Source organism: Novosphingobium sp., from assembly GCF_027486195.1.
GTDB lineage: Bacteria > Pseudomonadota > Alphaproteobacteria > Sphingomonadales > Sphingomonadaceae > Novosphingobium.
On record NZ_JAIXPP010000030.1, the window covers coordinates 1 to 25,281 of the forward strand.

The 25,281-nt window shown below is 66.0% G+C and carries 27 protein-coding genes and 2 pseudogenes; 7 read left to right on the plus strand and 22 right to left on the minus strand.

Annotated features, from left to right (window positions below; all coding sequences use genetic code 11):
- On the minus strand, positions 1-275 hold a 275-nt coding region (locus Q0071_RS06180), incomplete at its 3' end, for a PepSY domain-containing protein (RefSeq protein WP_298166417.1).
- Between the two features lie 201 nt (positions 276-476).
- On the opposite strand from Q0071_RS06180, the gene Q0071_RS06185 reads away from it, so the two are divergent.
- Both Q0071_RS06185 and Q0071_RS06190 read left to right on the plus strand, forming a co-directional pair.
- Positions 477-953, plus strand: a complete 477-nt coding sequence (locus Q0071_RS06185) for a ferritin family protein (protein ID WP_298166419.1) — start codon at positions 477-479, stop codon at positions 951-953.
- A gap of 185 nt (positions 954-1,138) precedes the next feature.
- Positions 1,139-1,663, plus strand: coding sequence for a GNAT family N-acetyltransferase (locus Q0071_RS06190; RefSeq protein ID WP_298166421.1), 525 nt, complete (start codon positions 1,139-1,141; stop codon positions 1,661-1,663).
- A gap of 505 nt (positions 1,664-2,168) precedes the next feature.
- On the opposite strand, the pseudogene Q0071_RS06195 reads toward Q0071_RS06190, so the two are convergent.
- The 12 genes and pseudogenes from Q0071_RS06195 to Q0071_RS06250 all read right to left on the minus strand — a co-directional run.
- Positions 2,169-2,384 (minus strand): annotated as a pseudogene (locus Q0071_RS06195) (DDE-type integrase/transposase/recombinase); the annotation flags it as partial.
- A gap of 19 nt (positions 2,385-2,403) precedes the next feature.
- Positions 2,404-2,580 carry an oleate hydratase gene (locus Q0071_RS06200; protein WP_298166423.1) on the minus strand — a complete coding sequence of 59 codons (177 nt, stop codon included), beginning with the start codon at positions 2,578-2,580 and terminating at the stop codon, positions 2,404-2,406.
- 109 nt (positions 2,581-2,689) lie between these two features.
- Positions 2,690-3,415 carry an endonuclease/exonuclease/phosphatase family protein gene (locus Q0071_RS06205; protein ID WP_298166425.1) on the minus strand — a complete coding sequence of 242 codons (726 nt, stop codon included), beginning with the start codon at positions 3,413-3,415 and terminating at the stop codon, positions 2,690-2,692.
- Complete coding sequence (gene cls, locus Q0071_RS06210) at positions 3,415-4,845, minus strand: cardiolipin synthase (protein ID WP_298166427.1); 1,431 nt, start codon at positions 4,843-4,845, stop codon at positions 3,415-3,417. The genes Q0071_RS06205 and cls overlap by 1 nt, the downstream gene beginning before the upstream one ends.
- 76 nt (positions 4,846-4,921) lie before the next feature.
- The gene (locus Q0071_RS06215; RefSeq protein WP_298166429.1) at positions 4,922-5,158 is read right to left on the minus strand and encodes a hypothetical protein; all 237 of its coding nucleotides are present in this window, start codon (positions 5,156-5,158) and stop codon (positions 4,922-4,924) included.
- 75 nt (positions 5,159-5,233) lie between these two features.
- Positions 5,234-5,809 (minus strand): DUF1269 domain-containing protein, encoded by a 576-nt coding sequence (locus Q0071_RS06220; RefSeq protein WP_298166431.1) that lies wholly within the window; start codon positions 5,807-5,809, stop codon positions 5,234-5,236.
- A 9-nt stretch (positions 5,810-5,818) separates the two neighbouring features.
- A complete protein-coding gene (locus Q0071_RS06225; protein WP_298166433.1) occupies positions 5,819-6,214 on the minus strand; it encodes a hypothetical protein in 396 nt (131 codons plus the stop codon).
- Positions 6,215-6,488: 274 nt separating this feature from the next.
- Positions 6,489-7,181, minus strand: a complete 693-nt coding sequence (locus tag Q0071_RS06230; protein WP_298166435.1) for an anti-sigma factor — start codon at positions 7,179-7,181, stop codon at positions 6,489-6,491.
- The gene (locus tag Q0071_RS06235) at positions 7,178-7,738 is read right to left on the minus strand and encodes a sigma-70 family RNA polymerase sigma factor (protein WP_298166437.1); all 561 of its coding nucleotides are present in this window, start codon (positions 7,736-7,738) and stop codon (positions 7,178-7,180) included. Before Q0071_RS06235 ends, Q0071_RS06230 begins: the two co-directional genes overlap by 4 nt.
- Positions 7,739-7,834: 96 nt before the next feature.
- Positions 7,835-8,218: a c-type cytochrome gene (locus tag Q0071_RS06240; protein WP_298166440.1), complete on the minus strand. Its 384-nt coding sequence runs from the start codon at positions 8,216-8,218 to the stop codon at positions 7,835-7,837.
- Positions 8,215-8,727 carry a group 1 truncated hemoglobin gene (locus Q0071_RS06245; protein WP_298166441.1) on the minus strand — a complete coding sequence of 171 codons (513 nt, stop codon included), beginning with the start codon at positions 8,725-8,727 and terminating at the stop codon, positions 8,215-8,217. Before Q0071_RS06245 ends, Q0071_RS06240 begins: the two co-directional genes overlap by 4 nt.
- 24 nt (positions 8,728-8,751) lie before the next feature.
- The gene (locus Q0071_RS06250; RefSeq protein WP_298166443.1) at positions 8,752-9,771 is read right to left on the minus strand and encodes a DUF3034 family protein; all 1,020 of its coding nucleotides are present in this window, start codon (positions 9,769-9,771) and stop codon (positions 8,752-8,754) included.
- Positions 9,772-10,090: 319 nt separating this feature from the next.
- On the opposite strand from Q0071_RS06250, the gene Q0071_RS06255 reads away from it, so the two are divergent.
- Complete coding sequence (locus Q0071_RS06255) at positions 10,091-10,450, plus strand: YciI family protein (RefSeq protein ID WP_298166445.1); 360 nt, start codon at positions 10,091-10,093, stop codon at positions 10,448-10,450.
- A 5-nt stretch (positions 10,451-10,455) separates the two neighbouring features.
- Entirely contained in the window at positions 10,456-11,715 is a 1,260-nt protein-coding gene (locus Q0071_RS06260; protein ID WP_298166446.1) for a DUF6596 domain-containing protein, read from the plus strand.
- A 9-nt stretch (positions 11,716-11,724) separates the two neighbouring features.
- On the opposite strand, the gene Q0071_RS06265 is transcribed toward Q0071_RS06260, so the two are convergent.
- From Q0071_RS06265 to Q0071_RS06280, 4 genes are all read right to left on the minus strand, one after another.
- Positions 11,725-13,281 (minus strand): hypothetical protein, encoded by a 1,557-nt coding sequence (locus Q0071_RS06265; RefSeq protein ID WP_298166448.1) that lies wholly within the window; start codon positions 13,279-13,281, stop codon positions 11,725-11,727.
- Positions 13,282-13,321: 40 nt separating this feature from the next.
- On the minus strand, positions 13,322-13,876 hold the full coding sequence (locus tag Q0071_RS06270; protein ID WP_298166450.1) for an acyltransferase: 555 nt from the start codon (positions 13,874-13,876) through the stop codon (positions 13,322-13,324).
- Positions 13,873-14,910 (minus strand): glycosyltransferase, encoded by a 1,038-nt coding sequence (locus tag Q0071_RS06275; RefSeq protein WP_298166541.1) that lies wholly within the window; start codon positions 14,908-14,910, stop codon positions 13,873-13,875. Before Q0071_RS06275 ends, Q0071_RS06270 begins: the two co-directional genes overlap by 4 nt.
- Before the next feature lie 397 nt (positions 14,911-15,307).
- Positions 15,308-17,476 (minus strand): polysaccharide biosynthesis tyrosine autokinase, encoded by a 2,169-nt coding sequence (locus tag Q0071_RS06280; RefSeq protein ID WP_298166452.1) that lies wholly within the window; start codon positions 17,474-17,476, stop codon positions 15,308-15,310.
- Between the two features lie 504 nt (positions 17,477-17,980).
- On the opposite strand from Q0071_RS06280, the gene Q0071_RS06285 reads away from it, so the two are divergent.
- Entirely contained in the window at positions 17,981-18,595 is a 615-nt protein-coding gene (locus Q0071_RS06285) for a polysaccharide biosynthesis/export family protein (protein WP_298166454.1), read from the plus strand.
- Here Q0071_RS06285 and Q0071_RS06290 read toward each other — a convergent pair.
- On the minus strand, positions 18,592-19,068 hold the full coding sequence (locus Q0071_RS06290) for an HPP family protein (protein WP_298166456.1): 477 nt from the start codon (positions 19,066-19,068) through the stop codon (positions 18,592-18,594). The genes Q0071_RS06285 and Q0071_RS06290 overlap by 4 nt on opposite strands.
- A gap of 285 nt (positions 19,069-19,353) precedes the next feature.
- Here Q0071_RS06290 and Q0071_RS06295 point away from each other — a divergent pair, with 285 nt between their 5' ends.
- Together Q0071_RS06295 and Q0071_RS06300 are read left to right on the plus strand one after the other, a co-directional pair.
- Positions 19,354-20,259, plus strand: coding sequence for an MBL fold metallo-hydrolase (locus tag Q0071_RS06295; RefSeq protein WP_298166458.1), 906 nt, complete (start codon positions 19,354-19,356; stop codon positions 20,257-20,259).
- Positions 20,260-20,339: 80 nt separating this feature from the next.
- A complete protein-coding gene (locus tag Q0071_RS06300) occupies positions 20,340-20,996 on the plus strand; it encodes an HPP family protein (RefSeq protein WP_298166459.1) in 657 nt (218 codons plus the stop codon).
- A gap of 79 nt (positions 20,997-21,075) precedes the next feature.
- On the opposite strand, the gene Q0071_RS06305 is transcribed toward Q0071_RS06300, so the two are convergent.
- The 4 genes and pseudogenes from Q0071_RS06305 to Q0071_RS06320 form a co-directional block, all read right to left on the minus strand.
- Positions 21,076-21,723: a calcium-binding protein gene (locus Q0071_RS06305; RefSeq protein ID WP_298166542.1), complete on the minus strand. Its 648-nt coding sequence runs from the start codon at positions 21,721-21,723 to the stop codon at positions 21,076-21,078.
- A pseudogene (locus tag Q0071_RS06310) lies at positions 21,700-22,425 on the minus strand (cadherin domain-containing protein); the annotation flags it as partial. The gene Q0071_RS06305 and the pseudogene Q0071_RS06310, both read right to left, overlap by 24 nt.
- 126 nt (positions 22,426-22,551) lie before the next feature.
- Positions 22,552-23,787: a cell wall hydrolase gene (locus Q0071_RS06315; protein WP_298166460.1), complete on the minus strand. Its 1,236-nt coding sequence runs from the start codon at positions 23,785-23,787 to the stop codon at positions 22,552-22,554.
- Positions 23,788-23,792: 5 nt separating this feature from the next.
- Positions 23,793-25,109 (minus strand): outer membrane beta-barrel protein, encoded by a 1,317-nt coding sequence (locus Q0071_RS06320; protein ID WP_298166461.1) that lies wholly within the window; start codon positions 25,107-25,109, stop codon positions 23,793-23,795.
- Positions 25,110-25,281: the final 172 nt, after the last annotated feature.

Sequence of the window (25,281 nt, forward strand, 5' to 3'; positions counted from 1 at the left end):
ACGTTGTTCTGGACGACCGCGCCGGTCACCGGGTTGAAATAGACTTCGGCGCGCTTGCCGTCCTTGGTGTGCGCGTAGATTTCGTAGCAGCTGCCCGAAACCTGGAAGACCTTGATGTCACGGTAGCCCATCTTGGCGATCTTGGCCTTCATCTGGGCTTCGGTGAGCCACTTGGCCTTTGGCTGTGTGGTGCAAACGGGTGCGGCGCTCACCGTTGTTGCGACCGTGAGTGCCAAGGCGGCGAGGGTGAGCTTGAAGGGGGTTGAGCGCTTCATCGGAAGTCCTTTGTCGTCTGGCGGAGCGATCGCCCCGGCGGCTTCGATCTGGACCGGGCAACTGACGAAAAGCTGACAGGCACTCCGAAAATTGGACGGGCGGTGCACCATCCCCAATCGAACTCATCGTCAGGGCCCGGTCAGAACTTGCGCGCATTCCCCGCTTGTCGCTGATGTCGGCGTCACCCGGAGATATTCAACATGAACCGCACCCTGCTTGCCGCAACCGCCAGCGCGCTTGCGCTCCTTGCCATCCCCGTCATGGCAGCCGAGCCTGAAGCCAAGCCGCTCTCCGCGCAGACCCACACCAACCTCGAAGCGGCGATGCACGGCGAGGCCTACGCCAACCTCAAGTATCTTCGTTATGCTGAGCAGGCTGAAGCCGCAGGCAAGCCCAAACTCGCCAAACTGTTCCGCGATTCCGCCAATATCGAGGCCAACGAACATTTCGACCGCGAAGCGCAGGCACTGCAGCTTGGCGGGGCCAGCAGCGCCAATCTGGAAGACGCGATGGCAGGTGAGCACTACGAGAACGTCACCATGTACATCACCTTCGCCAAGCAGGCCGAGGCTGATGGTGACACCAAAGTTGCCGCCATGTTCCGCCAGATCGCCGCCGATGAAGGCACGCATTTCCAAGCCTACAAGGCAGAGCTGGCCAAGCTTGAGGCGCGTTGATCTCGATCTGGCCGATCGGCAAGCGGCGCCGCCGGCCGGGGATGACTTCGACCGCGCGAGAGTGCCGCGTGTGGTGCCGTGAAGCGGCAGCGTAGATTCCGGTGCTGGCGGAGAAGCGTCTGGTAGGGAACCGGGCTCCGGGGTCTGCCCGCATTTCCAGCGGGCAGGCCTACGGAGATACCATAGTGAACGACTGGACCCGATTGATCACCACCCGCACCGGTTTCCGTTTTACCGTCCGGCCGGTGAGCCTCGCCGATGAGCCCGGCCTCACCGACTTGTTCACGCATGTTTCGCATGATGATCTGCGCTTCCGGTTCCTCTCGGGCCTCAACGTGGTCGGGCACGACCGGATTGTCGCGCTGGCGGCTGTGGACCATGAGGCGACCGAGAACTTCCTCGCGTTCGATGCGGAAAGCGGTGCGATGATCGCCTCCGGCATGCTCGCCTGTGATCCAAAGCTGGAGCGGGGCGAAGTCGCGATTTCCATCCATGAGGACTACAAGGGCCGCGGGGTGGCGTGGGAACTGCTTGCCCATATCGCCCGCTACGCCGAGGCCAAGGGCGTGAACGTGCTCGAATCGATCGAAAGCGCGGACAATCATGTCGCGATCGATCTCGAACGGGAAATGGGCTTCACTGCCGCGCCTTATCCGGGTGATGCCACTCTGGTGCTGGTCAGCCGCAAGCTCGGCCCTGCGGCCGCGTGACGGCGACCTGAGCCTAGCCGGCCATCACGCGGTGCAACGGCCATTTCGCCGCTAGAGCAGATACCGATCCGATTGCATCGGTTCGGCTGCTCTAGCCCTTTGTCTTACCGCGTTATCCGAGCCAGCAGGTGATTCCACCTGCTTCGAAGACGCTCCAGGACACATACCCATAAACAGGATGCCCATTCTGCGTGATTTCTGATTCAGTGCCGTGGCGTAGGGAGACTTGCCATGGCGCGGTTTGATTTGTCGGATTTCGAGTGGTCGGTGATCGAACCGCTGTTGCCGACGAAGGTTCGGGGCGTTGCTTCGTTGGCGGCAAAGGCGCTGCTCTCGATGATCAGTGCAACGGCCGGAACGATATCGCTTGCGCGGCCCCGGACGACATCGCCAGCCGCGACCTGATCGACCGGAACTTCACGGTAGTTCCCCTAGCGGCGAACTTCGGTCGTCGGCGCGACCGAGCGCCGCAGTACCGCGCGTGCCGGCCTGATCCATAGCGGCTCGGCGCGCCGCGCACGTGGCTCATTTTCCGGGTCTCGATGTATTCGGCCAGTTCGCCCGCGATGTAGCTGGGACCGTTATCGCTGAGCAGCCGGGGTTTGTGCAGCACCGTATCGCTGTCGCAGCCGGATGCGGCCAGGGCCATGTCCAACGTGTTGGCGACGTCCTCCGCCCGCATGTTGGTGCACAGCTTCCAAGCGATGATGTAGCGTGAGAACCCTCCTTGAATCACAACCTCAAATCTGTGCCATGGGTGCTGACGGGGGACAGCCATGCGCATCAAACGCGCCGCCAAGGGCATGGGCTTCTTTGAAGATCGCAATGCCCTTGCCCGCCACGCTGCCGTCGCGGATCTGAATGACCGCGCCGGCCAACGAGGCGATGCCGCTGCCGACGAAGTTGAACTTGCTCATGGCGTCTGGTCCCTTTGCGGTAGGGCGAGCGTCGCCGGGAAAACCGGCCTCGCCATGTCCGCCCAACGCTAGCCGCAGGAAGCTCTGGGCAAGCAGACTAGGAAACTACTCAAACCCGCTGATCGGGCCCAAACCGCAGTGTTGCCCAGACCGGCAGGTGGTCGGATGCGATCCGGGAGAGCGGGGTGCGATGCGTGCCGCAGTCGGTGATCTCGATCCCCGGGCCAGCCATGATCCGGTCGAGCCGTGCGAGCGGCCTGCCAGCAGGGAAGCTGGGTTCGGTCTGGGCGATCACATATGTCCGTGCAAAATCGATCAGACAGCCGCTGCGCCCACGCCACTCGTTCAGATCGCCCATGAGAACCGTGGGCATGGTTTCGAGCCGCGCGTCGATCTGCGCAAGGATTGCGCGGGCCTGCTGCCGCCGCCGCAGACCGGAAAGGTCGAGATGCATGCCGGCCAGCCGTAGCGGGTGCCCGTCGATGCAGGTCTCGACCAGGATCGCGCCGCGCGGCTCAAGCGAGGGCAGGGCAAGCGGAATGGCCGCGGTGATCGTCACCCGGTCCGAAACGAGCGCCGCATTTCCGTGCCAGCCAAGGCCATGCGGATGCGCGCCAACGCCGACCGGCCGGTAGCCGGTGCGTGCGGCGATCATTGCGAACGGCAGAACTGCGATGCGCGGGCCGAAGCGTCTGTCGGCCTCCTGCAGCAGGACCACGTCCGCATCGATTTCGGTCAATACAGCCAGAATGCGCTCGGGGTTGTACCCTCCATCCGTGCCGATGGCCTTGTGGATGTTGTAGCTCGCCACGGTGAAGGACTGGGCGGAATCCATCACAGCAAGGGACTGACGAGGCGGGCCAGTCCTTCGACCAATTGACGCGGTTTTGATCGCTGCCGCCATGTTGCCAGATCTAGCGGCTCGCTGCCCGATATCGCTTGCTCCTGAAGCGTGACCAGTTGGCCCACCGACGCCGGATCAAGCAGGACCAGGCTGACCTCTTCATTGAGCTGGAACGAACGGACGTCGATATTGCTCGACCCGACGATCCCCACGCGGCCATCAATGCTGACATTCTTGGCGTGGAGCAGATGCTTCTGGAAACACATGATGCGCACGCCCGCGCACAGCAGATCATCGTAGTATGAGCATTGGGCGAGGCGCACGAGGGGCTGGTCGGTGATGGCCGAGACGATGAGGATCACCTCGACCCCGCGCGCGACCGCGATCTGCAGGGCATTTTGCAGGGCTTCGTCAGGGATGAAATAAGGCGTGGTCAGGATCACCCGCTGGCAGGCAGAGTGGATCAGCCAGACCAGCATCGTCTCAAAGCCCCGTAACGGATACTCCGCGCCGCTGGGCAGCAGCAGGGCTGCGGCATGGCCCTGAATGGGTGCGATTTCCGGACCGGGCTTGAGAAGCGTTCTGGTTTCGCAGTACCAGTCGGCCAGAAACACCGCAGTCATCGCCATGACGACCGGGCCGGAGACACGCACGACCATTTCCTGATTGAGAATGCCGGGGCGGAAGGCCTTGTTCACCAGATTTTGCGATCCGGCATAGCCGATCAGCCCGTCGATGATGAACAACTTGCGGTGATTGCGCATGTCGCTCCGGCGGCGCAGGCTCAGCAGCGAGACGGGCAAGGTATCGCGCACTTGAACTCCGGCATCGGCCAGCGCGGCCAGTGTCGCGCGCCGCCAGTGGTGCGAGCCGACCGGGTCGAGCAGCACATGGCAGGCAACCCCGCGCTCGCCCGCGCGGGCCAGCGCGGCAATCACTTTCGAGCCGGTCGCATCGTTGGCGAAGATATAGACCATGATCCGCACATGCGCGCGCGCGTTGTCGATATCGCCGACCAGCCGGTCGATCATGCCGTCATAGTCGTCGAGAAATTCCATAGCGTTGCCGCTGACCGCCGGAAAGCCGCCGAGCTTTGCCGCGAGGTCTGCGACATAGTACGGTCCGTCCAGGGGCAATGACCCGGCCTTGGCCATGGCGGCGGAGGTTTCGGCAAAGAACGGCCCAAGGCTCAGATGGCGCTCTCGCCGCGATTGCGATCCCCGGGCGCGGCCGATTGCCAGAAACAGGACGAGGCCCGGGACAGGCCAAAGAAAGATCAGCAGGAGCCAACTTGTCGCTGCCTGCGGTGAGCGTTTCAGCGGCAGGATGCCGAGCATGACGACGCGAATCAGCCAACTGCCAACCAGATAGACGGGCCCAAGAAGCGCAATTGCTTGCGGAAAATCGAATAGCTGGAACATGCCTTGCGAGGATCCGATGCCGGCTGCGGCAACGTGGCGCAGCCCATGACTGATCCCTACGCCGAGCGAGGTGCAATCACACCCCAAGCGGCCAAGTCTCAGGCACGCCGTGCGGTCGTTCCGGTCCAAGCGGCGTGGCCGCTCGGGTTTCCTCAAACCAGACGTAGGCATCGAACTGGTCAAAAGCATCGGCAAAGTCCGGTGCATCTGGAGCCGGCAAACGCTCTGCCAAGTCGCGCAATCGCGCCACCAGTTCGGCCCGTTCAGGAATGATCCGGTGGTCGACAGCGCTACCTTTCTTTGGTTTGGTCATGGCGCTTTGAGACAGAATCTTGCATGTCTCGAAACCCTCTTGCTGCATCCGTTGGACGACCGAAGTTCGAACGAGCTACACAGCGGCAAGAGAAGAATATCTGCTAGGCACATATTCGTAGGGGTAAAGATAATCGTCGTAGGGGTAGAACCCATCGTCGAGATTGCCATCGTCGTGGACGCTCGCGGCGGATCGCCGGTGAACGGTCCCGCCAAGACTTTGCATTCGCGTGTCGATTTCCGACGTCCAGTCTTCACTGACGTCGGCGATGACGGCAGATTGACCGCGTCGGAGCACGAACCGGCTCTCGGCAACGGCTTTGCTCCGTGTATCCGAACGATCGAGATCGATCGCACCGCCGATCAACGCACCTGTTGCAGCACCAATCGCGGCTCCCTCGGCTATTCCGACTGCTACTCCCACGGGCCCTGCAAGAGTTCCCAGCAGCGCGCCAAGGCCGACGCCAACCGCTGTCGCCAGGACCGGATTGGTCTCCTTGGTATCGACTTCGACGAGGCCCCAGTCATCCCGATGAACCACGGCGGTTCCGTGCACGGTAATCTCGCCGGCGTCGTCGAGATGCCAGAGGGTGTGCAGGGCTTTGTAAGCCTTGCCTTTGTCGTCGAATGATATCGTGACGAAATTGCGCATGGTTCGCTCCTATTTCTCTGTCGATGCAGCCGAACGCTTTTCGGCGACGGCTTCGCTGATCTTTTGAACTGCACCGCGCGCGTCGCTGATGGCTTGCTGGATCGAGCGCTCGGCATCGTGCCCAGAGCTCTTGGTAGCCTGCGCGGTGTGCGTCGCGGTTGCCTCGAGAGATACAACTGCCTCGTCTATCGCCTTTTTTGCCGCGGCGGACTGTGCCTCCAGCGAACCCCCCATCGAAACCGCGATTGCCTTGGCCTCGAGTACCAAGCCTTCAAGATCGCCCTTTATGGTCTCACCACCATTACGAACGGCGTCACTGAGAGCGCTGTGCAATTCTTGTGCAGCGGCTCGCCCATGGTCGAGCGCATCCTTGATCTTTGTGTGAGGTTTGGGAGCCTTATGCATGACCAATTTTCCAATGCGTTCGATGGAATCGAACCTTCGGGTATGGTCTGAAAGCCCCGAGTAACAGGCGCGGAATCTACTCACTCGGGCAGCTGGAAAGCAACATTGCTGCGACCGAAATACGATTGACCGGCGAACATATGCACCGGCTCGACGCCGCCAGCGCACCTACGCCGGGATTCAGTTCTTCATTGGCGCAACCCTCCATTCGCCGCATGGTCTTCGGTGGGCATGCGGTCGCGGGCTGGGGGGAATGCGGGATCAGGCTCTGGTTTCAGCTCCCGCTGATCATGCCAGTGCCAAGGATGGGCCCTGTGGGTAGGCCGGTCGGCGAGCCGCCGCGAGGCTCAAGCGAGATCGCGAATGTTGCGCCCCGCGCGATCAGACGGCGGACCTCGGTGCGTGCCGGGCGGGTGGCTGCGCGTGCCGGATCGATCGTGCCGAGCGAGCGCGGCCTGCCATCTGCCGGAATGATCCACAGTTCGGCATCGCGCTGACCGGCATCGAGCTTGCCAGGGGCAATCGTGAGATCGCCGACCGTCTGGTTGTAGGCGATTGTCGCAACAATACCGCCGCTTCCTGCAATGCTTGCGAGCAGTACCGGTGTCGGGGCCGGAGCAGCCGCAGGTGGAGCTGCTGGCGGCACAGGCGCGGGGCGCAGCACAAGGGTCACACCAAGCAGACCCGCGACGACCGTGGCCGCCAGCGCCGCCGCCCGCCAGCGCCGCGCTTCGATGACTGCGGCATTGTCGTTGCCCGGCAGCATGGCCTCGATGCGCTGCCACAGGCCTTCGCTCGGCGCCACGGAGTCGTCCGCCGAAAGCGGCTCTAAGCGTTCGCGCCACCAGTCGACCCGCTCCTCCAGTGCGGCGTCGCTGCCCAGGCGGCGAACCGCAGCCTCGCGTTCCGGTCCGTCAAGAATACCCAGCGCAATCTCGCCGGCCAGCAGCTCGTCCTCATCGCTCATGACAGACACGCCTTCAACTTGATCAGCGCGCGTCTGATCCGGCTCTTGACCGTGCCGAGCGGCATATCGGAGCGCGTTGCAAGTTCGGCATAGGTGGCCTGCTGGAAGAATGCTGTGCGCACCAGCACTGCATCGGCTTTTGCCAGCTCTTCGATGCACACCGTGATGTCGTGCTCGCTTTCCGCTTCGAGCAATTGCTCAAGCGCGCCCGCGCTCTCGTCGGCGGGTTCGTCTATGCTTTCGATCGGAGTGGTGATCCGCCGGCCGTTCGCCCGCAGACGATCGATCGCGCGATTGCGCGCCAGCGCCGCCAGCCATGTGATCGGACTTGCGCGCGCAGGATCGAACATCGCTGCCTTCTGCCAGACGGTGACATAGACCTCCTGCAGAACGTCCTCCGCTTCCTGTCTATCCGCAGAGATGCGCATGCACACACCAAGGAGCCGCGCGCAGGTTCGCCGATAGACCTCGCGAAACGCAAGCTTGTCGCCGCTGGCAACCCGCTGGAGCGCGGCGATCAGGAGAGACTGCTCGGAGTCTCCAGCTTTGGAAATCATTGACTTATGTCTAGCACCGCTTGGTCTTTGCAACAACGCGGGGCGGGCCGGCGGGTAACACTTCACAGCTTACCACACCGGCCAGCGCCCGCTCGTTCATTTGCCCGATGTGGCCTTGAGATAGGTGATGATCGCCGCGCGATCGCTCGCGCCCGGCACGACGAAGTACATCTTCGAGCCTTTGACCATCTTCTGCGGCCCCTGCAGCCACTGGTCCAGGCTGGCCGCATTCCAGACGATGCCGGACGCTTTGAGCATAGGCGAATAACTGTAGCCAGCTGCCGAGCCGGCCGCGCGGCCAAACACTCCGCGATGCGCCGGGCCGATCCGATTGGCATCGAGGCTATGGCAGGTGCCGCACTTGGCCTGATAGAGCTTGGCTCCGGGCAGGGTGTCGGCAGACTGGGCCAACGCGGGATGCGTGGGCACCAGCCCGCCAAGACCTGCCAGTGCGAAAGTCAGGGCGCGCAGGGCGATCATTTGTCGATGATATCCCGGTGCATCGGCGCGAGCGCGGCGATCAGGCGGTTCTGCGCGCGGAAGGGAATGTGGCGCTTGTTCATGGCCACCTGCAGTTCCTCTACAAGGCCGTAGAAGTTGCCTTCCTTCACGTTCATGCTGCGATGCGCCTCGGCCATCGTGCGCCCGGAATAGGTGCAGGGGCCGTGCATGATCACGCAGAACTGCTCGACCAGCAGCGCCTTGATCTTGGCCTGATCGGCATTCTCGAAAAAGGGCCTTGTCTTCGGGTTCTGCAGCCAGCGCGCCATGGCATCGTCCATCAGCGCGGTAAGGCCCTCGCGCCCGCCGAAGGTTTCATACAGGTGTTCGTCATCGGTGATGACAGGGGTGGTCGGCGCTGTGGGTTTGATCGACGGATCGCTCACTGCCGGCTCCTGCACGTCGTACTTGGGAGCAAGGTTTTCCTGTGCGAACGCGGTCGTGGAAGCGCCGAACAGCAGCGCCAGCGAAAGGGTGGTCTTGAACATGATCGTGTCCTTGATGAAGCTGGATCAGAAGCCGAGCTGGAGCGAGACGTAGGCACCGTTCTGGCGGGCCAGCGCGATCTGCCCGAGCCGCGCGTAGGCTGCGGTGATCGAGATGTTGCGCGTGGGCGCATAAGCCACGAACAGGTCGTAGGCGTTCTCCTCGCGGAACGAGCTGCCACCGAGCGCGCCTTCAAGACGGTTCGACTTGGTGCGGTATTCCCCGCCAACCGCCAGCTTGCGCGTGAGCAGAACGGCGGCCGAGCCCTCGAGCTGCGCCTTGTAGGCCTGGTCCTTGCCGCCAAGCCCGCCGAAGCCGAGAATGCCGAACTGGTTGGCCTTGGTGAGGCGCACCGTGCCGCTCAGCAGGAGGCTTTGCGACAGGATGATCTTGGTCGCGGAGGCATAGATGTCCACGCCCTTGCGCTTCAGCCCGAGCGCACCGCCGACGACGGTCTTGTCGTCATTGATCTTGTACTGCACGCCGACCGCGACCTGCGGCAGGATCGTGTCCTGATCGAGCACGGCATCGCCGAACAGGCGCAGCTTGGCACCGATGATCGTCTGGCTGATGGTGTAGCGATTGCCGAGGCCGATCGCAGCACCCACTTCGCGCAGATTGAAGTTCTGCCGAGCGACGGAAAGTTCGAGCCGGTTGTAGAGGCTCACCGCGCCGCCATAGGAAGCCAGCGTGAAATCCTTGGTATCGACGCCTGTAACAAAGGCGCTTGCGCCAATCTGGTTGCGCGTAGCGTAGCTGCCAATCAGCGCCCAGGGGACTAGGCCGCCACCACCTGCACCCTCGATCGTGGATACGCCGCCGGTCAGCAGCAGGCGTCCGCCTTGCGGCAGCAACGATCCGCGTGTTTCGGGCACCGCCAGTTCGGCCGCCGGACCATCGGCTACGGCGCCATCGGCGGCAGCCATAGCCGAGGATCCCGCCTCAACCGCAGATGGTTCTGCGGCATGTGCGGCGGAAAGCGGAATGGCGCAAAGCACGATCCCGGCGGAGATCGCGGCGGCGATCTTCGTCTGAACAAACAACATGGTGAGGTATGCTCCCTTGCCCTGCCGGGTCGATAGTTCCCGGCTTTCGCCAAGGCATACGAAGGGGGCCCTGCTACGGATGCATGCGGGCGGAGATTTTTTCCTCGGGTAGATCTTTTGGGCCGCCTTGGCACAGGAGTAGCCGCGTCTCATTCTCGCTTCGTGCCGCGCAGTGGGTGCGGATTGGGAATGGCGGGAACGCAGGTGCCGTACTAATTTCGCCGCCTTGTCGAAATCGCGGTGCCTTGCCGCACACTGTTGCAGGCAGCCCCTGCTGCTTGCCGGGCAACCCGGCCCAGACCGATGAAGGAACCGATCGATGCAGTACGTCCTCCTCTTTCAGGAAAACGCCGAAGAGCGCGGCAAGCGCACTGATCCCGTCGCCGCCGGGCCCTATTGGGGCAGCTGGTCGGCCTATATGGGCGCAATCGCGCAAGCCGGTGTGATGGTGGGCGGCAATGGCCTGCAGCCGCCCGAAACCGGCACCACCCTGCGGATCGAGAACGGCACGCGTCACGTTGTTGACGGGCCGTTCGCCGATACCAAGGAAGCGCTCGGCGGCTATGTCGTGCTCGAAGTCGCCGATCTTGATGCGGCGCTTGAATGGGCCGCGCGCGCGCCCTGTGCGGCGGCCGGGTCGGTCGAGATCCGCCTGGTGATGGCGCCGCCGGCGGGCTGACCACGATGGACGCCGCGCGCCGCCGTTCCTCCGCCGTTGCAGAGCAAGCGGCGCGCGCGTCCTATGGCCGTCTTCTTGCGCTCGTTTCGGCGCGCACCCGCGATATTGCGGCCGCCGAGGATGCGTTGGCCGAGGCTTTCGCCGCCGCGCTCGCCCAGTGGGGAGAGCAGGGCGTGCCGGCCAATCCCGAAGCCTGGCTGCTCACCGTCGCCCGCCGCGCGGCCGGCCACCAGCAGGCGCGCGCGGCCACAGCTTCCCGCGCCGGAGATGTCCTCGCGCTTTTGGCCGAAGAGCGGGAAGATGCGGCCGCCAGCCCTTTCAGCGATCAGCGGCTGGCGCTCCTGTTCGTCTGTGCGCACCCGGCGATCGATCCCGATGCGCAGGCCCCGCTCATGCTGCAGACCGTGCTCGGCCTTGATGCCTCCCGCATTGCCGCCGCGTTCCTCGTCAGCAGCGGCGCGATGGGCCAGCGCCTAGTGCGGGCCAAGCGCAAAATCCGCGATGCGGGCATCGCCTTTGCCGTGCCCGATCCTGCCGATGCGCCCCAGCGGCTGGGCGGTGTGCTTTCGGCGATCTACGCGGCGTATGGCACCGCGTGGGACGATACGCTCGGCGCGGATTCGCGGCTCGCCGGTCTGCGCGGCGAAGCACTGTTCCTTGCTCGCCTCATCGCCGAACTGATGCCGGATCAGCCCGAGGCGCTTGGGCTACTCGCGCTGATCCTCCACTGCGAGGCACGCCAGCCTGCCCGCCGCGCGCCGGACGGCACCTTTGTGCCCCTGCATGCGCAGGATCCGCTGCTGTGGTCGCGCGAAATGGTGGTGGAAGCCGAAGCGGCGCTGCGCCGCGCCGCTACATTCGGCGCGCCCGGCCGCTTCCAGACCGAGGCTGCGATCCAGTCGCTCCACGCGCACCAGCGCATGACCGGGGAGCGCTTCACCGGCCCGCTCGCACGGCTCTACGATGTGTTGGCCGGCATCGCGCCGACTACCGGCGTGATGGTCGCCCGCGCTGTCGCCCATGCCGAAAACGGCGCGAGCAGCGCCGCGCACGAACAGTTGAGAGCGATGACCGGCACGCAAACCTACCAGCCATGGTGGGCCGCGCTCGCCCGCGTCTCATGGCTCGCGGGGGATGCGCAGGGCGCCGCCGCTGCCGCCGCAACGGCCGCCGGCCTCAGCGCAGACCCCGCGATCCGCGCCTTCCTGCTCGGCGGGGGCTACCGCTTTGCCGCAGGCGGTGCGAATGTCGGCAAACGCGGCTGACCCTGCCAGTCACGCAATCTCCAGCGCGCTGTCGAGTACTAACGGCTCCGCCATCGTGAACCCGCGCGGCGTTGCGGCTTCGCTCAGCAGCAACGGCGCGTCAGGCATTGCCGGGATGGTGATCGCCGGTGTGGGCGCTGTTAGCGGGCTTTCCGCCGCCGCCCTTGGCGCCGCCACCGACCGCCGCCGCAGCGAGAGCGCCGCGCCGCTCAGCATCGCGATGTCGGTGCCCGGATCGCAGGTGGGGGATGAGATCGAGGCCATCATCAGGCCCATCATCATCGCCCAGCCGCACGCCGCTGCTGTCGACAGCGTCTTGTCCGCCACCGGCGTCCACGTCGATTGCCGCAGCGGGCTGAACGCGGTGAGAAAATGGAGCGTCAGTGTCACCGCCCCGATGATCCCGGTGCAGCCCAGCACGGCCGTCGCCAGGCTGGATGAGCGGAAGCTGCCCGGCCCGATCCCGATGCCGCCGCTCTCGATAAAGGCGTTGATCCCCTGCCACGCCCAGAACCGGCGCTGCAGCGCGGAGAGCGTTTCGCTCTTCTCCACGGTCATGTGGCGGATCATGTCGGCAAAGCCATCGGCGAAGCGGGGCTGCCAGATCATCACCGCGCAGCCGGCGACCGTAAGCGCCAGCAGCGCGGCGCCGACCCACAAGGCGCGGTCGACCGGCAGCGCGCCGGGGAAGAGGACCGCACGCGCACCGACGAGTACGGCATAGGTCGGCAGGCCGGCATAGGCCGTGCTCGATGTGCTGAGCGCCAGCGCGGCCGCCAGCAGGGCTGCTGCGGGCCCCGTCCAGCGCGGATCGATCCGGCGCAGCCAGCACTCGAACGAGAAAACGAACAGCAGCAGGCCATAGTTGGCAAAGGTCGATGCTTCGGGAAACAACCCGGTCATCCGCACGAAGCCGAGGTAGGACTGGTCGAGCTGCGCATAAGCCGCGTTGCGGAACACCGAGAGCACCACTTCCGCCGGCGTGCCCCGGACTACCACCGACATGAAGCCAGTCAGCGCGTGGGCCATGCCCAAAGCCGCCAGCGTGCGGACCAGAACCGCGCGCCCGCTCTCCCGCTGGCAGGCGACATAGCTAGCAATGCCCGCCAGCAGCGTGCCGATCAGATAGACGGCGGTCGTCAGGTTCTGCGGAGTGAAGACCAGCGGCCGCACCGCATAGACATAGGCCAGCGTCGAGACATAGCGGGCCTCCACGCGGCCACGCAGTGGGGTCACCTCGATCTGCCCGGCAAACAGGCGCGGCGCGATGAAGGCAAGGGCCGCGCCATAGATCACGAAGCACACCAGCCAGCCGTTGGCGCGCAGCGCGCGGCCCACCGCCGCCATCTGCCCGGCGCCCGGCACCAGCAGGCGCATGGCGACGAACAGCAAGGCGAACTGCACCGGCGGGATCGACGAGTTGCCGAGCACCGGCAGCAGGATCGCCGCCGATCCACCAAACAGCGCCGAAACCAGCGCGAATGCGAACATCGCCTCGACCGATCCGGCCACGAACAGCGCGAGGCCGACAAGCACCTGCACCGCGCCGATGAAGGTCAATTCCATGGCCGCGCCCTTCCTGCCACTTGTGGCTCGCACAGCGCGCTCATGGCCGTACGTACCCGTCCCCGGCATGCACCGGCTTCACGAATGCGGCGGGATTGCCCCGCCACACCTCACGTGGCGGCACATCGGTGAAAACCACCGAGCCCGCCGCGATCACCGCGTGATCACCGATCGTCACGCCGGGCAGCACCGTCACCCCGCGCCCCAGCCAGACGTTGCGGCCCAGCTGCACTGGCGCCACCCGCACGCCCTGGCCTTCATGCACCGGATGGTGGTTGGTATCGGCCAGCACGCAGCGCGGGCCGATGCGGCAATTCTCGCCGATCCGCACCCACTGGTGGCAGACGATCTCGACCCCGGCGTTGAGGAAGGCGCGCGCCCCGATTTCGAGCAGCGCACCGGGCCCGACTTCAACCGCTACCGGCGCGCCGTGGCAGCTCCAGTTCACCCTCTCGCCGATTGCCAGCCGCCCGCGCCCTTCGATGCGCGGCAGGCCGCTGTGAACGAAGAAGCGCTTGCCCGGCCGTTCGCCGCGCAGGCGAAGGCGCAGCACGGTCAGCAGGGTGCGCAGTCGGTTGAGCGGCTGCAACCTCATGCCAGCGCCTCCAGCACGCCCGCATCGAACCGCTCTGGCGCGAAATCACGCGCGCGCGCTGTCGCTTCGGCGGGATCGAAGTGCGGTAACCACTGCTCCAGACGCTGCACCGCCGCAATGAGCGCTTCCGTCGTCTGCTCGGCAAAGAACAGCCCGGTGCGCCCCTCGACCACGCTGTCGAGCGCGCCGCCTCGGCCATAGGCGACCACCGGCCGGCCCGAGGCCATGACCTCGACCGGTACGATGCCGAAATCCTCCTCGGCCGTGAACACCAGCGCGCGGCACCGGGCATAGGCGCGGCGCAACTCGCCAAAATCGAGCCGCGGGATCATCCGGATCGTCGGCCCGGCGCGCTTCTTCAGCATGGCCGCCTGCGGCCCATCACCCACCACGGTCAGCGGCAGGCCCAGCGCGTTGAACGCGTCGATCGCAAGGTCCGCGCGCTTGTAGGGCACCAGCTGGCCGACCCAGAGATAACCCGGCTCCACCTCGTCCGAAGGCGAAAACAGTGCGGGATCGACCGGCGGATGCACCACCTCGGCCTCGCGCCGCCAGGCCTTGGCCACGCGCTCGCGGATGAAGTTCGAATTGGCCAGCACCCGGTCGACCCGCGCCGCCGAACTCGTGTCCCACTGGCGCAGGCCGTGGCACAGCACCGGCATCACCGCGCGCCGCAGCCAGCCCGCTTCGTCGCGATAATCGTGGTAGTGATCCCACAAGTACCGCATCGGCGAGTGGACATAGCACATATGCAGCGCATCGGGCGCGGGGATCACCCCCTTGGCCGGCCCGCTCTCGCTCGAAATCACGAGGTCGTAGCCGCGCAGATCCAGCTGCTCGAGCGCCATCGGCATCAGCGGCAGATAGGCCTGGTAGTGCTTGCGCGCCCCCGGCAGCTTCTGGATGAAGCTGGTGCGCACCGTGCGCGCCCGGATGGTGGCGGACATTGCCGCCGGATCATAGACGTGCGTGAAGATATCGGCTTCGGGAAACAGTTGCAGCAGCCGCTCAAGCACGCGCTCGCCGCCGCGCATCGTGACCAGCCAGTAATGGATGATCGCCACCCGGCGGAAGCGCCTGCGCGGATCGGCTGGCACGACGGCGCCGGGGCGGACGACAGCCGGGCGGTGCGGTCCTTCAAGGACCGGCGCCGGGCCCGCCAGCCCGAGGCTTGCCAGATCGAGCCCGGCAAGGTGTCCGGCGCGCGCCGCGGGAAGGGCGGTCCCCCGCGCCATCGCGGCCTGCGGTGCGACTTCGGCGCTCTCGCCCTGCGCCTCGGCGGCATCGCTCGCCGCATGCGCTTCGCCGCCATGGAACAGGAAAGGCAAGGCACTGCCCTGTTCGCTCCCCGCAGCGATCAAGGGTTGGCCGTTTCCGGGCGTGGCAGATTGGGGCCGGGGTGAGCGGGGCCGGGGGGAGGGGGAAGCCGCCTCAGGCATAGTAGCGCTTGTACGAGTGGTAGAATGCATCGTCGCCATATCCGAAGCGCGCCTGTTTGCGCATGTCGACGCGGGTCAGCGCGACGCCGGCCAATTGCACCCGGTCATCGGGAAGCAGCCGCAGCGCAGAACGCAGCGCCGCCTCCGGCGTCTTGCGCCAGCGCACCACGAAGACCGAGGCATCGGCCTTGCGCAGCATCAGCCGCGCGTCCGCGATGGGCAGCACCGGCGCCGTATCGATGATGATCGCATCGAACATCTCGCGCGCGGCATCCAGCATGCGGTCCATCTCGTCCCCGGTCAGCAGTTCGGGCGCCTTGTCGCTCCCTTCGGCCAGCGGCAGGATGTTGAGCCCCGTCGCCGGGTCCACCACCAGCGCGGCTTCGAGCGATGCGCAGCCGCCCAGCACGTCCATCAGCCCGGGCCGCCCGGCATCGCCGCGCAGGAACCGGCTCACGCCCTGGCGGCGCAAGTCGCCATCGATCAGCAGCACGCGGTCTCCCGAAAGCGCCATAGAGCGCGCGAGGCAGATCGAGGTCGTCGTCTTGCCTTCATCGGGCAGCGCCGATGTCAGCGCGATGATCCGCGCCTTCGTGGTGTTCATCGCGATCGATGCGCGCAGCGAGCGGAAGCTTTCGGCAAAGGCCGAACGCGGATCCTCCAGCAGCGCCGCCATCGGCACTTTCTCCTCACCCCGCCAGACCGAGCCCAGCGTCGGGATCGAGCCGAGATAGCGCACGCCGAGCCGCTGCTCGATGTCGTCCCCGGTGGTGAGCCCGCTGAAGGTCATTTCCGCCGCAAACGCTGCCGCCACACCAAGCCCGAGCCCGAGCGCCACCGAAAGCACGAGATTCAGCGCCACGTTGGGGCTGGTCGGCTTGAGCGGCACCGCAGCCGGGTGGAGCAGATCGGCATCCGCCTGCTCGGTCCCCTCGCGCGCGGTCAGTTCCTTGAACCGGTTGAGATAGCTCTCGTAGAGCGCGTTCGAGGTTTCGGCCCGCTTTTCAAGGTCCTGCAGTCCGACCATCGCCGCATTGTTCTGCGCCAGCGTGCCGCGCGATTGCTGCAGCGATCCGGTGAGCGAGGCCAGCCGCTGCTGGGAAACCCGCGCCCGCGCCTCAAGGCTGGAGATCACCCGCTGCGTCTCGTCGGCAATCCGCGCGTCGATCGCACCCAGCGCTGCCTTTGCTCGCAACACATCGGGATGGCGCGGGCCATAGCGTGCGGTGAGCGAGGCAAGTTCGGTCGCCGCGCTGGCTTGCTGCGCGCGGAGCGAGCCGACCGCAGGCGAGGAGGCCACTTCGCCCACGCCGCCCGCACTGACGCCCAGCGCCAGCTGCCGCCGCGCTGCATCGAGCCGCGCGCCATCTTCGCTCGCCGACGCGCGCGCGGTGGTAACCGCCTGGTTGTAGCTGGAGATTTCCTGCTCGGTGAGCGAGCCCATCGTGGTCGAGAGGAGGTTGTTGGCGATGCGGTAGCGCTGCACCGCTGCGGTATCGCCAAGGGCCTGCTGGCGCAGCTGCTCGAGCCGCTCGGCGATGGCGGTCGTCGTTGCCCGCGCAGTCTTCCGTTTCGCCTCGAGCGCGCCGGCGGTATATTGCTGCGCGAAGGTGTTGGCCACGCGGGCGGCAAGTGCGGGATCGGTGTCCTCGAAGGTAATCGCGATGCCATAGGTCGTGCCGATGCGTGTGGCCACCACGCCCTTGCGCAGCCAGGCCAGCGCCGCTGCCCGCGCCTCTGCCCCACGCTTGGCAAAGCGGTCCTCCTTCGCAAGGCTGAGGGTTTCTGCCACCGCGCCGAGATTGGCTTCCGAGGTCACTACGGCGACTTGCGTATCGACGTAGCCTTCGCTCGGGATCGCGGCCTGCTGAGGCCCGTCGCTCGTGCTCGTCGGCGCGACTGCCTGCGGCCGGCTGTTGAGCGTGACTTCGGCGCGCGCAGTATACGTGCGCGGCTGCAGCGCTGTCAGCAGCAGGCCGGTGGCCAGCACCGCGAACAGGACCGCAAGAAACACGCCGAGGCGGCGCCGGAACACCGCAAAGAGCAGCCTCAGGTCCACCCGATCCGCCGCCGGGGGCGGCACTCTTGGTTCGAAGGCGAGGGTGGATGCCATGCCTGGCACACCCCCGGCGTTGCGATAGAGGCCGACTGCCGTGTTCACCCCTGTTCTCCTCGGTCGAATGGTTCGCCGCCAGCTGCCCGTGCAGCCGGCAAACCTATGTGGTAAATTTCGTCCGATCCAGGAGCGCGGCCCCCTTCTCGGCATGGCGCAAGACTAGGCAAGGGGCCGCGACGGGGAAGGCGAAGCGTATCCGGTGCGGAGGAAAACCGGAGGCAGGGAAGGCTCCGACCCGCATCACAGGATCGCTGCGCGCCTTCGCGGGCGCAGTCCGAAGCTTCGTGCTGCCCTGCATCCCGCATCGCCGGATCGGGAGCAAATCCGGGTGAATGCTTAAGGATTTATGCACCATATGCCGCGGCGCGGGGCTGCGCCGATAGTCGGCGGGGCAGGTGTACCGGCTGCGGTCCGGTGCCTTTGCGGGGTCGCACCGGAACACCTCCAAGTCGGAGGATTCGGCAAGGGGCGGGGTGATTGCGCTTTGCCGCCCGCCGCATAGACTTGTGGGCATCGAACAAAAGCACGCAGAAGCATTGGAGATTTCGCATGGATAGCAGGCACGATGGCGGTCGGCGCGCAGGGCATCGCCTGGCGCTTGTCATGGCTGGCATGATGGTCGTGGCCGGGGCGTTCGCACTGGGTGGCTGCGCCAGCGCTGGCGCGCCCCCGATCTCGACGGCGGACGTCGCCGTGGGCCTCGAAAGTTACCACCTCGGCGCGGGAGACCGCGTGCGCGTCACCGTATTCAACGAGCCGACGCTCACCGGCGAATACAACATCACGCCCGGCGGAGCGCTGGCATTCCCGCTGATCGGCGTGGTGGCGGCGGGCGGGCGCACGATCGATGCGGTGCAGCAAGAGCTGACGGCCAAGCTCGCCGAGGGCTATGTCAACGATCCGCGCGTGAGCGTCGAGGTGCTCAATTACCGGCCGTTCTACATTCTCGGCGAAGTTAACCGACCTGGTGAGTATTCCTATGCCTCGGGGATGACGGTGGAGCAGGCCATCGCCCGCGCCGGCGGCTTCACCTACCGCGCGAATGAGAAGACGGTGTTCCTGCGCCGACAGACCGGCAAGGCCGAAAGCGCCGTCTCCCTGCGCAGTGCGCAAGTGGCGGTTTTGCCCGGCGATACGATCCGCATTGGTGAACGGTATTTCTAGGCGGCTGCCGCCCCGTCGGCACGATCGAGCGCATGGGCGGCGAACAGCAGCAGCGCCGCCCCAAGCGCCACCGCCCCGGCATAAACGGGCATCGTCGCAGCCGTGAACAGTGGGATCGCCGCATTCGCCGCAGCTGGCGGATGATAGCAGCGCAGCGCCCACATCAGTGTCACGCCGACCGCGACCGCAGGCGCGGCGAGCCACAGCGCCCAGGGATGCGCAGCCGGACCGGCAAGATAGAACGCCGCCACACCCGTCGCCCCGCACACTACATGGCCGAGGCTCGCGGCGCGGGGCCTTGCTGCGGGCACATCGCGGCAGCCCACGATCAGCGCCGTGCTCGAAGCCCATGACGGCAGCATCAACGCAAGTCCCGCCGCCCATGAGGCGAGCACCAGCGCCTGCAGAATCAGCAAGGTCATCGCACAGATCCCCGCCGCCCGGCTCCACCCGCTGCCGATTTCCTTGCGCATACCTGGTCTCCCCGCATATCGTGCCCGCCTACCGAGCTTGCCGCGCTCTGCCCAGCCCTTGTGCCAAGTGTTGCGGCCCGTGAGGATACCCGGCCCCGTTCGCGCCCTCGGAATGACGACCCCCCATCACCCTTTGGTCTCCTTTTTCCGAGAACCGCCAGAACGTCGTCCCCATGGGCCACGGTCCTCTCATGCCGCTGCGCTGATCCGCCGCCGGTTGTGCATCGCCGCTAGCTCAGGCACTCTCGTCCGCAGCGGGGGAACACCCGGAGCAGGAGAGCGCACATGGATCGTTTCCGGATCGGGCACGTCACCGTTCATCGCATCGAGGAATGGCAGGGCACTTTTGCGCCGCCCTCCTACCTGTTTCAGGGCTACACCCCCGAAGGCTGGGACCCGCATGCCGAGGAGTTTGCCCCCGAATACTTCGATCCGCAAACCGGCCACCTCTATGCCTTCCTGCAGAGCTGGGTGCTCGATACCGGGCATGAGCGCATCCTGTTCGATACCGGAGCGGGGAATGACAAGGACCGCCCGAACATCCCCATCTTCAGCAACCTGCAAACCGATTTCCTCGGCAACCTCGCCTGCGCCGGTTTCCAGCCGGAGGACATCGACGTTGTCGTCTGTTCGCACATTCACATCGATCACGTCGGCTGGAACACCCGCCTCGTGGAAGGACGCTGGGAGCCGACTTTCCGCAACGCCCGCTATGTGCTCCCGCTGGCGGACCGCGCCTATTGGGACCCGGAAGACGGCGCCGCCGGGCCGGACGGCGTAGGCGCTGCCGTCAACGCCGGGATGTACGAGGACAGTGTGGCGCCGATCATTGCCGCCGGCCGCGCCGAATGGGCCGAGCCGGGCTTCGAGGTTGCCGATGGCCTCACGCTTCACGCCTGCCCTGGCCACACCCCCGGCAGCATGATGCTCGAAGTGGCGGGAAAGGACGACAACGCGCTGTTCGTCGGCGATGTCGTCCACCATCCCGCCCAGATCTACCGCCCCGAATGGAACAGCGTTTTCTGCGAGGCACCCGATCAGGCGCGCGAGACTCGCCGCCAGGTGCTCGAACTTGCCGCCAGCCGGCAGGCACTGCTTGTGCCTGCGCACTTCGGCGGCAGCCATGTGGCCCGGGTGCTGCGCGAAGGCACCGGTTTTCGCCCGGTGCTCGGCGCCTCGGGGCTCTCCTAACTAAAGTTGCGTGAAGGCTTCCCCTCCTGCAGGGGCCGCCTTATGGGGCGGCATCCCACGAAGCTGAGCGGATCAACCTCTTGCGCCTGTTCCACCCTCTTCTGTCCGGCGCGCATGCCCCAGATCGGCTGTTCGCCTGTCTGGGTGCGGTGCTGGGCATTGCCTTCGCGGCCTTCGTGTCGGCGCGTCTGTTGTTGCAGCCGGGTGATCTCCCGCTGCTCGTCGCGCCGCTCGGGGCTTCGGCTGTGCTCGTCTTCGCGGTTCCGGCGAGCCCGCTTGCCCAGCCCTGGCCCGTTGTGGGCGGCAACACCATTTCCGCGCTGGTCGGCGTCGCGGTCTATCGCCTGATCCCCGATACCGGCCTCGCCGCGAGCGTGGCGGTGGGCGCGGCGATCCTTGTCATGTCGGCGCTGCGCTGCCTCCACCCGCCCGGCGGTGCCTCGGCGCTTACGGCGGTGATCGGCTCGAGCGCGGTCCACGCCGCCGGATATGGTTTCGCCTTCCTGCCGGTGGCGCTCAATTCCCTGTCGCTCGTGGCGATCGGCCTAGTGTTCCACCGCCTCTCACGCCACTCCTATCCTCACCGGCCCGCGCCTGCCCCCGATGCGGGGCTGCACATGGCGGATATCGATGCCGCGCTGGAAGACATGCACGAAAGCTTCGACATTTCCCGCGCAGACCTCGATGCGCTCCTCTCGCGCGCCGAACTGCACGCCGCGCGACGCAAGGGGCGCTGAAGCGCCGCGGGCGCACACTTGGCGCTTGTCAGGCCCGGTAGTGGGCAGGGATTTGGCAATCTGTCACCGTGCCCCTCCTTCAAACAATGATCAGAATATCGCTGTAGATCAGCGTGGGATGGTTGACTGCTCCCATCAGGGCGATCTGCACCGCAGCAACGCCGCCCTGGCCATCGGCATCGTAGTAGAGAATGCCGGTAGCCGTGTTGTAGATCACCCGATCCGTCGCATCGTGTGCGGAAGTCGCGCCTGCTGCTGCGTAGAACTCGTCTGCGATCAGCGCACCGGTGTGGGTGAAGCCGCTGTAAACCGACTTGCCGAGCTGGATCTTGTCGTTCTCGCTGCCGTTGAAATCGGTAATGGTGTCCACGTTGGCGATTGCAGCGGCAGTATTGAACACGAAGAAGTCCCGGCCCGTGCCGCCGGTCAGAACGTCCTTCCCAAGCCCGCCGAGGAGAGTGTCACTCCCGGCACCGCCATTCAGGGGGTCGCTGCCCCCGAGCCCTGTGAGGAGGTTGTCTCCATCATTGCCGATCAGCGTATTGACGAGATCGTTGCCCGTGCCGGACAGATATGCAGAGCCTGTGAGGGTCAGATTCTCGACAGCGGCGCCAAGCGTATAGCTGATGCTTGCCTTGACGGTGTCACTACCATTTTCTGCAGTTTCAATGACTTGATCGCCAGTAACGTCAACGAAGTACGTGTCGTGGCCAGCGCCGCCGTCCATGATGTCCGCCCCGGTTCCTCCGTTGAGCCCGTCGTTGCCCCCGTTCCCGGTCAGCCGGTCGTTGCCAGCGCCGCCCCAGATCGTATCGTCACCGCCTGCGCCAGTCAGTGTGTCTGCGCTCGATGTTCCAGTCAGAACTTCGTTGACGACGTTGGCGACAGTGATCGCCAGCGCCTGGGTATCGGTGAGCTGGCCATCCGAAACCTTGACGATGACATCGTAGACGTTGTTCAGGCCCACATCCTTCGGCACCTCGAAATCGGGCGCTGCCGCAAAGGTGAGCGCGCCCGTCTGTGCGTTGATCCGGAAAAGCGCCGCATCGTTGCCGCCGGCGATCGAGTAGAGCAGAGCGGAGCCCGCATCGACATCGGTCGTCGTGACTGTGGTGACAGCCGTGCCATTCTCGGCCACCGAGATGGCTGCCGACGTGCCGCCGCCGTTGGACGTGATCACCGGCGCTTCATTGACGTTGGTGACGGTGACGGAAATCTCTTGCCAGTCAGCCAGCGATCCGTCCGATGCCCTAACCTTCACTAAATAGACGTTGTTGCCATCGGCATCGCCTGGGTTGTCGAAGTTTACCGGGCTTTTGAACGATAGATCACCCGTTGTGGGATCAATCTTGAACAGAGCTCCATCCGCTCCGCCGGCGATGGAGTAGGTCAGCTGGGTGTTTTGATCGATATCGGTCGCGGTCACCTTGGTTACGGCAGTGGTGTTCTAGCTCGCACTTTCGGCGATTTGCCGCCGCGCGCTATAGGCGGGTCACGAAGATCTGGCCGTCACCGACGTAACTGCATTCGAGCGGGATGGTCGCTCCCGCTTGGCTCAGCCCCAGTCCGCTAGCAGCCGCGTGAGCGCTGCGCCCTTGGGTAGGCAGCGCGCGGGATTGGCGCGGGGGAGGGCGGTGCAATCCCACCAGGCGCCTTCCGCGCCGGTCCGCCGATCGCGCAAATAGACGAAGCCAGGGTCCTGACCGGGAGCCGCGCCGAGCAGTTCGCCAACCACCGCGCAGCGCTCGCGCTCTCCGCAGGCGGCAAGCGCGCGCATGGCATATGTGCCGGGGAATGCGGCCGGATCGAGCTTGAGGGCGATGCGCCCACCGGCGGATGGCCCTCCCGCCGGTGCGGCGGACAACAGGGCGCTGCGGCTGCCGGAGCGGGAAGGCCCGTCCGCTTCGTCAAGCGGGAGGTACGCCAGCGCCGCGCCGGCATTCGCGGCAGCATCGGCTTGCCCTGCCTGTGCCGCGTCCGCGCCGCCATGCGCGGGCGATAGCGCCGCCATCGCGGCGATCCTCGGCTCCTCGCCGCTCGCGCTGCCGCGCAGCACGGCGGGTGAACCCCAGTCCCCCGGCCAGCGGTAGAACAAGTGCAGCCCCACTTGCGCGAGCTTGACGAGGCCGCTGCGCCACACCGGCACCACATAGTCGGCATGATAATGCGTCGCGAGCCCCACACGCGGATCGACCGCCCCGGCCAGCGCCGCAGCCGCGACCGCCCGCGCCCGTGCCCACGCAGCGGGGGCGGGATGGCGCGCGCGCATCGAGCCATCGCACGTAAAGCTGAACTGGCAGCCGGTGGTGCGCTCCGATCCCTGAAATACCACGCCGCACACACTGGCGGGAAAGGCGGGATGTCGCGCCCGGTTGAGCACGACCTGTACAACCGCGCGTTCGCCCGAGGGATCATCGCCCGCTTCGTACCAGGCAGCAGCGGAGAGGCAATCGAGCGCGCGCGTCTGCGCAAGCGCGTCCGCCGCACCGAGCCGGAAAGCCGGCGCGGGCGCTGCGGGAGGATTGATCACCATGGCCGCATTGGCCGCCCGCGCCGTTTCAGGCAGGTAGGGGAGCAACGCAGCCGGGTCAGGCAGCGGCGGAGGGAAGGCAAAGCGCACCTGAGGCCCGGCGGGCGGGGGCGCAAGCAGCGTAAGTGCAGCGCCAAGCCCGGCGAGGAACAGTGCTGCAAACACCAGCCGCACCGCCATATTGCGCGGCCGCACACCCCATTCAGGAAGCGGCGGCGGCCGGTCTGTATCAACCCGGGGATCGCGCGGCAGGCTGGCCATCGCAGCTACAGCCGCCAGCGCAGCGACACGGCCACGCGGTTCCTGTCATAGGCCCGGCCCGGATCGACCGCACCGGAATTGCGGCCGAGGCTGTGGGTATAGTCGCCGGCGATCTCGAAATGCTGGGTGAGCCGCCAGCTCACGCCGAATGTGCCGGTGAAAAAGCGCTCCTGCCGCTTGGCCGCGCCTTCCGGCACCTGGAAATCGGCCACCACATAGCGCAGCGCGGGCCGCAGGATCAGCGTCCGCAGCAGTTCGTGTTCTGCCGAGAGCATCACTTCGTGCTGCTGGATTCCGGCAATGCCGATGATCGGCGAACGCTGGAACGTGCGCGCACCCGAAAGGCGCACGGTGGTCAGCCTTGTCGGGCTCCACTTCAGCTGCACGTTATAGGCAAGGCCGCTGATGCGCGGGAAAATCGGCGCGCTGAAATCCTGCTGCACCCAGCCAACCCCGATCTCACCCTGCAAGAGCCGGTTGAGCCCGAAGGCCAGGCCCGTCAGGCCGGTAAACCCGTGCGAATTGCGGCTCGGCCCGACCGGCGGTGTTGGGTAGCGGTTGCGATTGTAGGCAAGGCTGGCGAAGGCAGCGACGCCCGGCCCAATGCCGATCGCCGCGCGCAGCGAGCCCGACAGCGCCTCGTAATCACGCGGGGAAAGATCGATCACCGTGCCGCCCAGTTCGCGGGCCTGATAGTTATAGCGTTCGTAGCGCCCGCCCAGCGTGATCCGCGCGCGTGCGAAAGTCTGTTCGAGTTCGCCCCCGCCGGTGACAACGGTGTAGGCAATCGGCGCCGCGCCGAACAGCGTATCGCCGGTGGTGCCGCGCGCCTCGATCCGCCGCGCCGCGCCGACATCGCCCGACAGGCGGGTGTCACCCAAAATGTCGAGCCGCCCATCGAGCTTGACGGCATAAGTCTCGATATTCTCGGTCGTGCGCTTGGCATAGCGCTTGATCGACCCTTCCGCCGCGATCCCCAGCGCATGGTGCGACCACTGCGAACGCACCGCGAGCGCGGGGAGGATCGCCACCGCGACATCACCGCGTTTCACATCGCCGCGCGCATAGATGTTGTCTGTCGCGTCTGCCTCGATCCCGAAGCTGGGCGAGATCAGCAGCGCACCCACCCGCGCGCCGGACGTTTCCACCTCCGGCCGCGAGCGAGCACCCACGGTATCGCGCTCCATCCGCGGATCCACCGCGGTCTGCGCGCGCGCATCGGCAAGCGGAGCGATCAGGCCCAGCAGGCAGACCGAGAGCGCGCGCGGGTGCACCGTCATCGCGGAGCGTCCGCGCGAATTGCGCTGCTGCATGCTGATCATCGCCCGATCCCTGATCCTGCGCCGTTTCCATCCCACGCCGCAGCGGGTACCATCCTTTCCCGCCGTCCAGTCGCGCAATTAGCCCCGTATCTGAGCAATCTCCCTTATAGCCCGGCCGGATGCGGAGCCTTTCGTTGGTCCGGCGTTAACCAATGGGGGAAAGCGTTCCTTG

What these genes read in the sequence shown, in the direction of transcription:
- Q0071_RS06185 (WP_298166419.1), top strand. Translation starts at nt 477, where the DNA reads ATGAACCGCACCCTGCTTGCCGCAACCGCCAGCGCGCTTGCGCTCCTT.
- Q0071_RS06200 (WP_298166423.1), bottom strand. Translation starts at nt 2,580, where the DNA reads ATGAGCAAGTTCAACTTCGTCGGCAGCGGCATCGCCTCGTTGGCCGGC.
- Q0071_RS06205 (WP_298166425.1), bottom strand. Translation starts at nt 3,415, where the DNA reads ATGGATTCCGCCCAGTCCTTCACCGTGGCGAGCTACAACATCCACAAG.
- cls (WP_298166427.1), bottom strand. Translation starts at nt 4,845, where the DNA reads ATGTTCCAGCTATTCGATTTTCCGCAAGCAATTGCGCTTCTTGGGCCC.
- Q0071_RS06215 (WP_298166429.1), bottom strand. Translation starts at nt 5,158, where the DNA reads ATGACCAAACCAAAGAAAGGTAGCGCTGTCGACCACCGGATCATTCCT.
- Q0071_RS06220 (WP_298166431.1), bottom strand. Translation starts at nt 5,809, where the DNA reads ATGCGCAATTTCGTCACGATATCATTCGACGACAAAGGCAAGGCTTAC.
- Q0071_RS06225 (WP_298166433.1), bottom strand. Translation starts at nt 6,214, where the DNA reads ATGCATAAGGCTCCCAAACCTCACACAAAGATCAAGGATGCGCTCGAC.
- Q0071_RS06230 (WP_298166435.1), bottom strand. Translation starts at nt 7,181, where the DNA reads ATGAGCGATGAGGACGAGCTGCTGGCCGGCGAGATTGCGCTGGGTATT.
- Q0071_RS06235 (WP_298166437.1), bottom strand. Translation starts at nt 7,738, where the DNA reads ATGATTTCCAAAGCTGGAGACTCCGAGCAGTCTCTCCTGATCGCCGCG.
- Q0071_RS06240 (WP_298166440.1), bottom strand. Translation starts at nt 8,218, where the DNA reads ATGATCGCCCTGCGCGCCCTGACTTTCGCACTGGCAGGTCTTGGCGGG.
- Q0071_RS06245 (WP_298166441.1), bottom strand. Translation starts at nt 8,727, where the DNA reads ATGTTCAAGACCACCCTTTCGCTGGCGCTGCTGTTCGGCGCTTCCACG.
- Q0071_RS06250 (WP_298166443.1), bottom strand. Translation starts at nt 9,771, where the DNA reads ATGTTGTTTGTTCAGACGAAGATCGCCGCCGCGATCTCCGCCGGGATC.
- Q0071_RS06255 (WP_298166445.1), top strand. Translation starts at nt 10,091, where the DNA reads ATGCAGTACGTCCTCCTCTTTCAGGAAAACGCCGAAGAGCGCGGCAAG.
- Q0071_RS06260 (WP_298166446.1), top strand. Translation starts at nt 10,456, where the DNA reads ATGGACGCCGCGCGCCGCCGTTCCTCCGCCGTTGCAGAGCAAGCGGCG.
- Q0071_RS06265 (WP_298166448.1), bottom strand. Translation starts at nt 13,281, where the DNA reads ATGGAATTGACCTTCATCGGCGCGGTGCAGGTGCTTGTCGGCCTCGCG.
- Q0071_RS06270 (WP_298166450.1), bottom strand. Translation starts at nt 13,876, where the DNA reads ATGAGGTTGCAGCCGCTCAACCGACTGCGCACCCTGCTGACCGTGCTG.
- Q0071_RS06275 (WP_298166541.1), bottom strand. Translation starts at nt 14,910, where the DNA reads ATGCGCGGCGGCGAGCGCGTGCTTGAGCGGCTGCTGCAACTGTTTCCC.
- Q0071_RS06285 (WP_298166454.1), top strand. Translation starts at nt 17,981, where the DNA reads ATGGATAGCAGGCACGATGGCGGTCGGCGCGCAGGGCATCGCCTGGCG.
- Q0071_RS06290 (WP_298166456.1), bottom strand. Translation starts at nt 19,068, where the DNA reads ATGCGCAAGGAAATCGGCAGCGGGTGGAGCCGGGCGGCGGGGATCTGT.
- Q0071_RS06295 (WP_298166458.1), top strand. Translation starts at nt 19,354, where the DNA reads ATGGATCGTTTCCGGATCGGGCACGTCACCGTTCATCGCATCGAGGAA.
- Q0071_RS06305 (WP_298166542.1), bottom strand. Translation starts at nt 21,723, where the DNA reads ATGGACGGCGGCGCTGGCCACGACACGTACTTCGTTGACGTTACTGGC.
- Q0071_RS06315 (WP_298166460.1), bottom strand. Translation starts at nt 23,787, where the DNA reads ATGGCCAGCCTGCCGCGCGATCCCCGGGTTGATACAGACCGGCCGCCG.
- Q0071_RS06320 (WP_298166461.1), bottom strand. Translation starts at nt 25,109, where the DNA reads ATGATCAGCATGCAGCAGCGCAATTCGCGCGGACGCTCCGCGATGACG.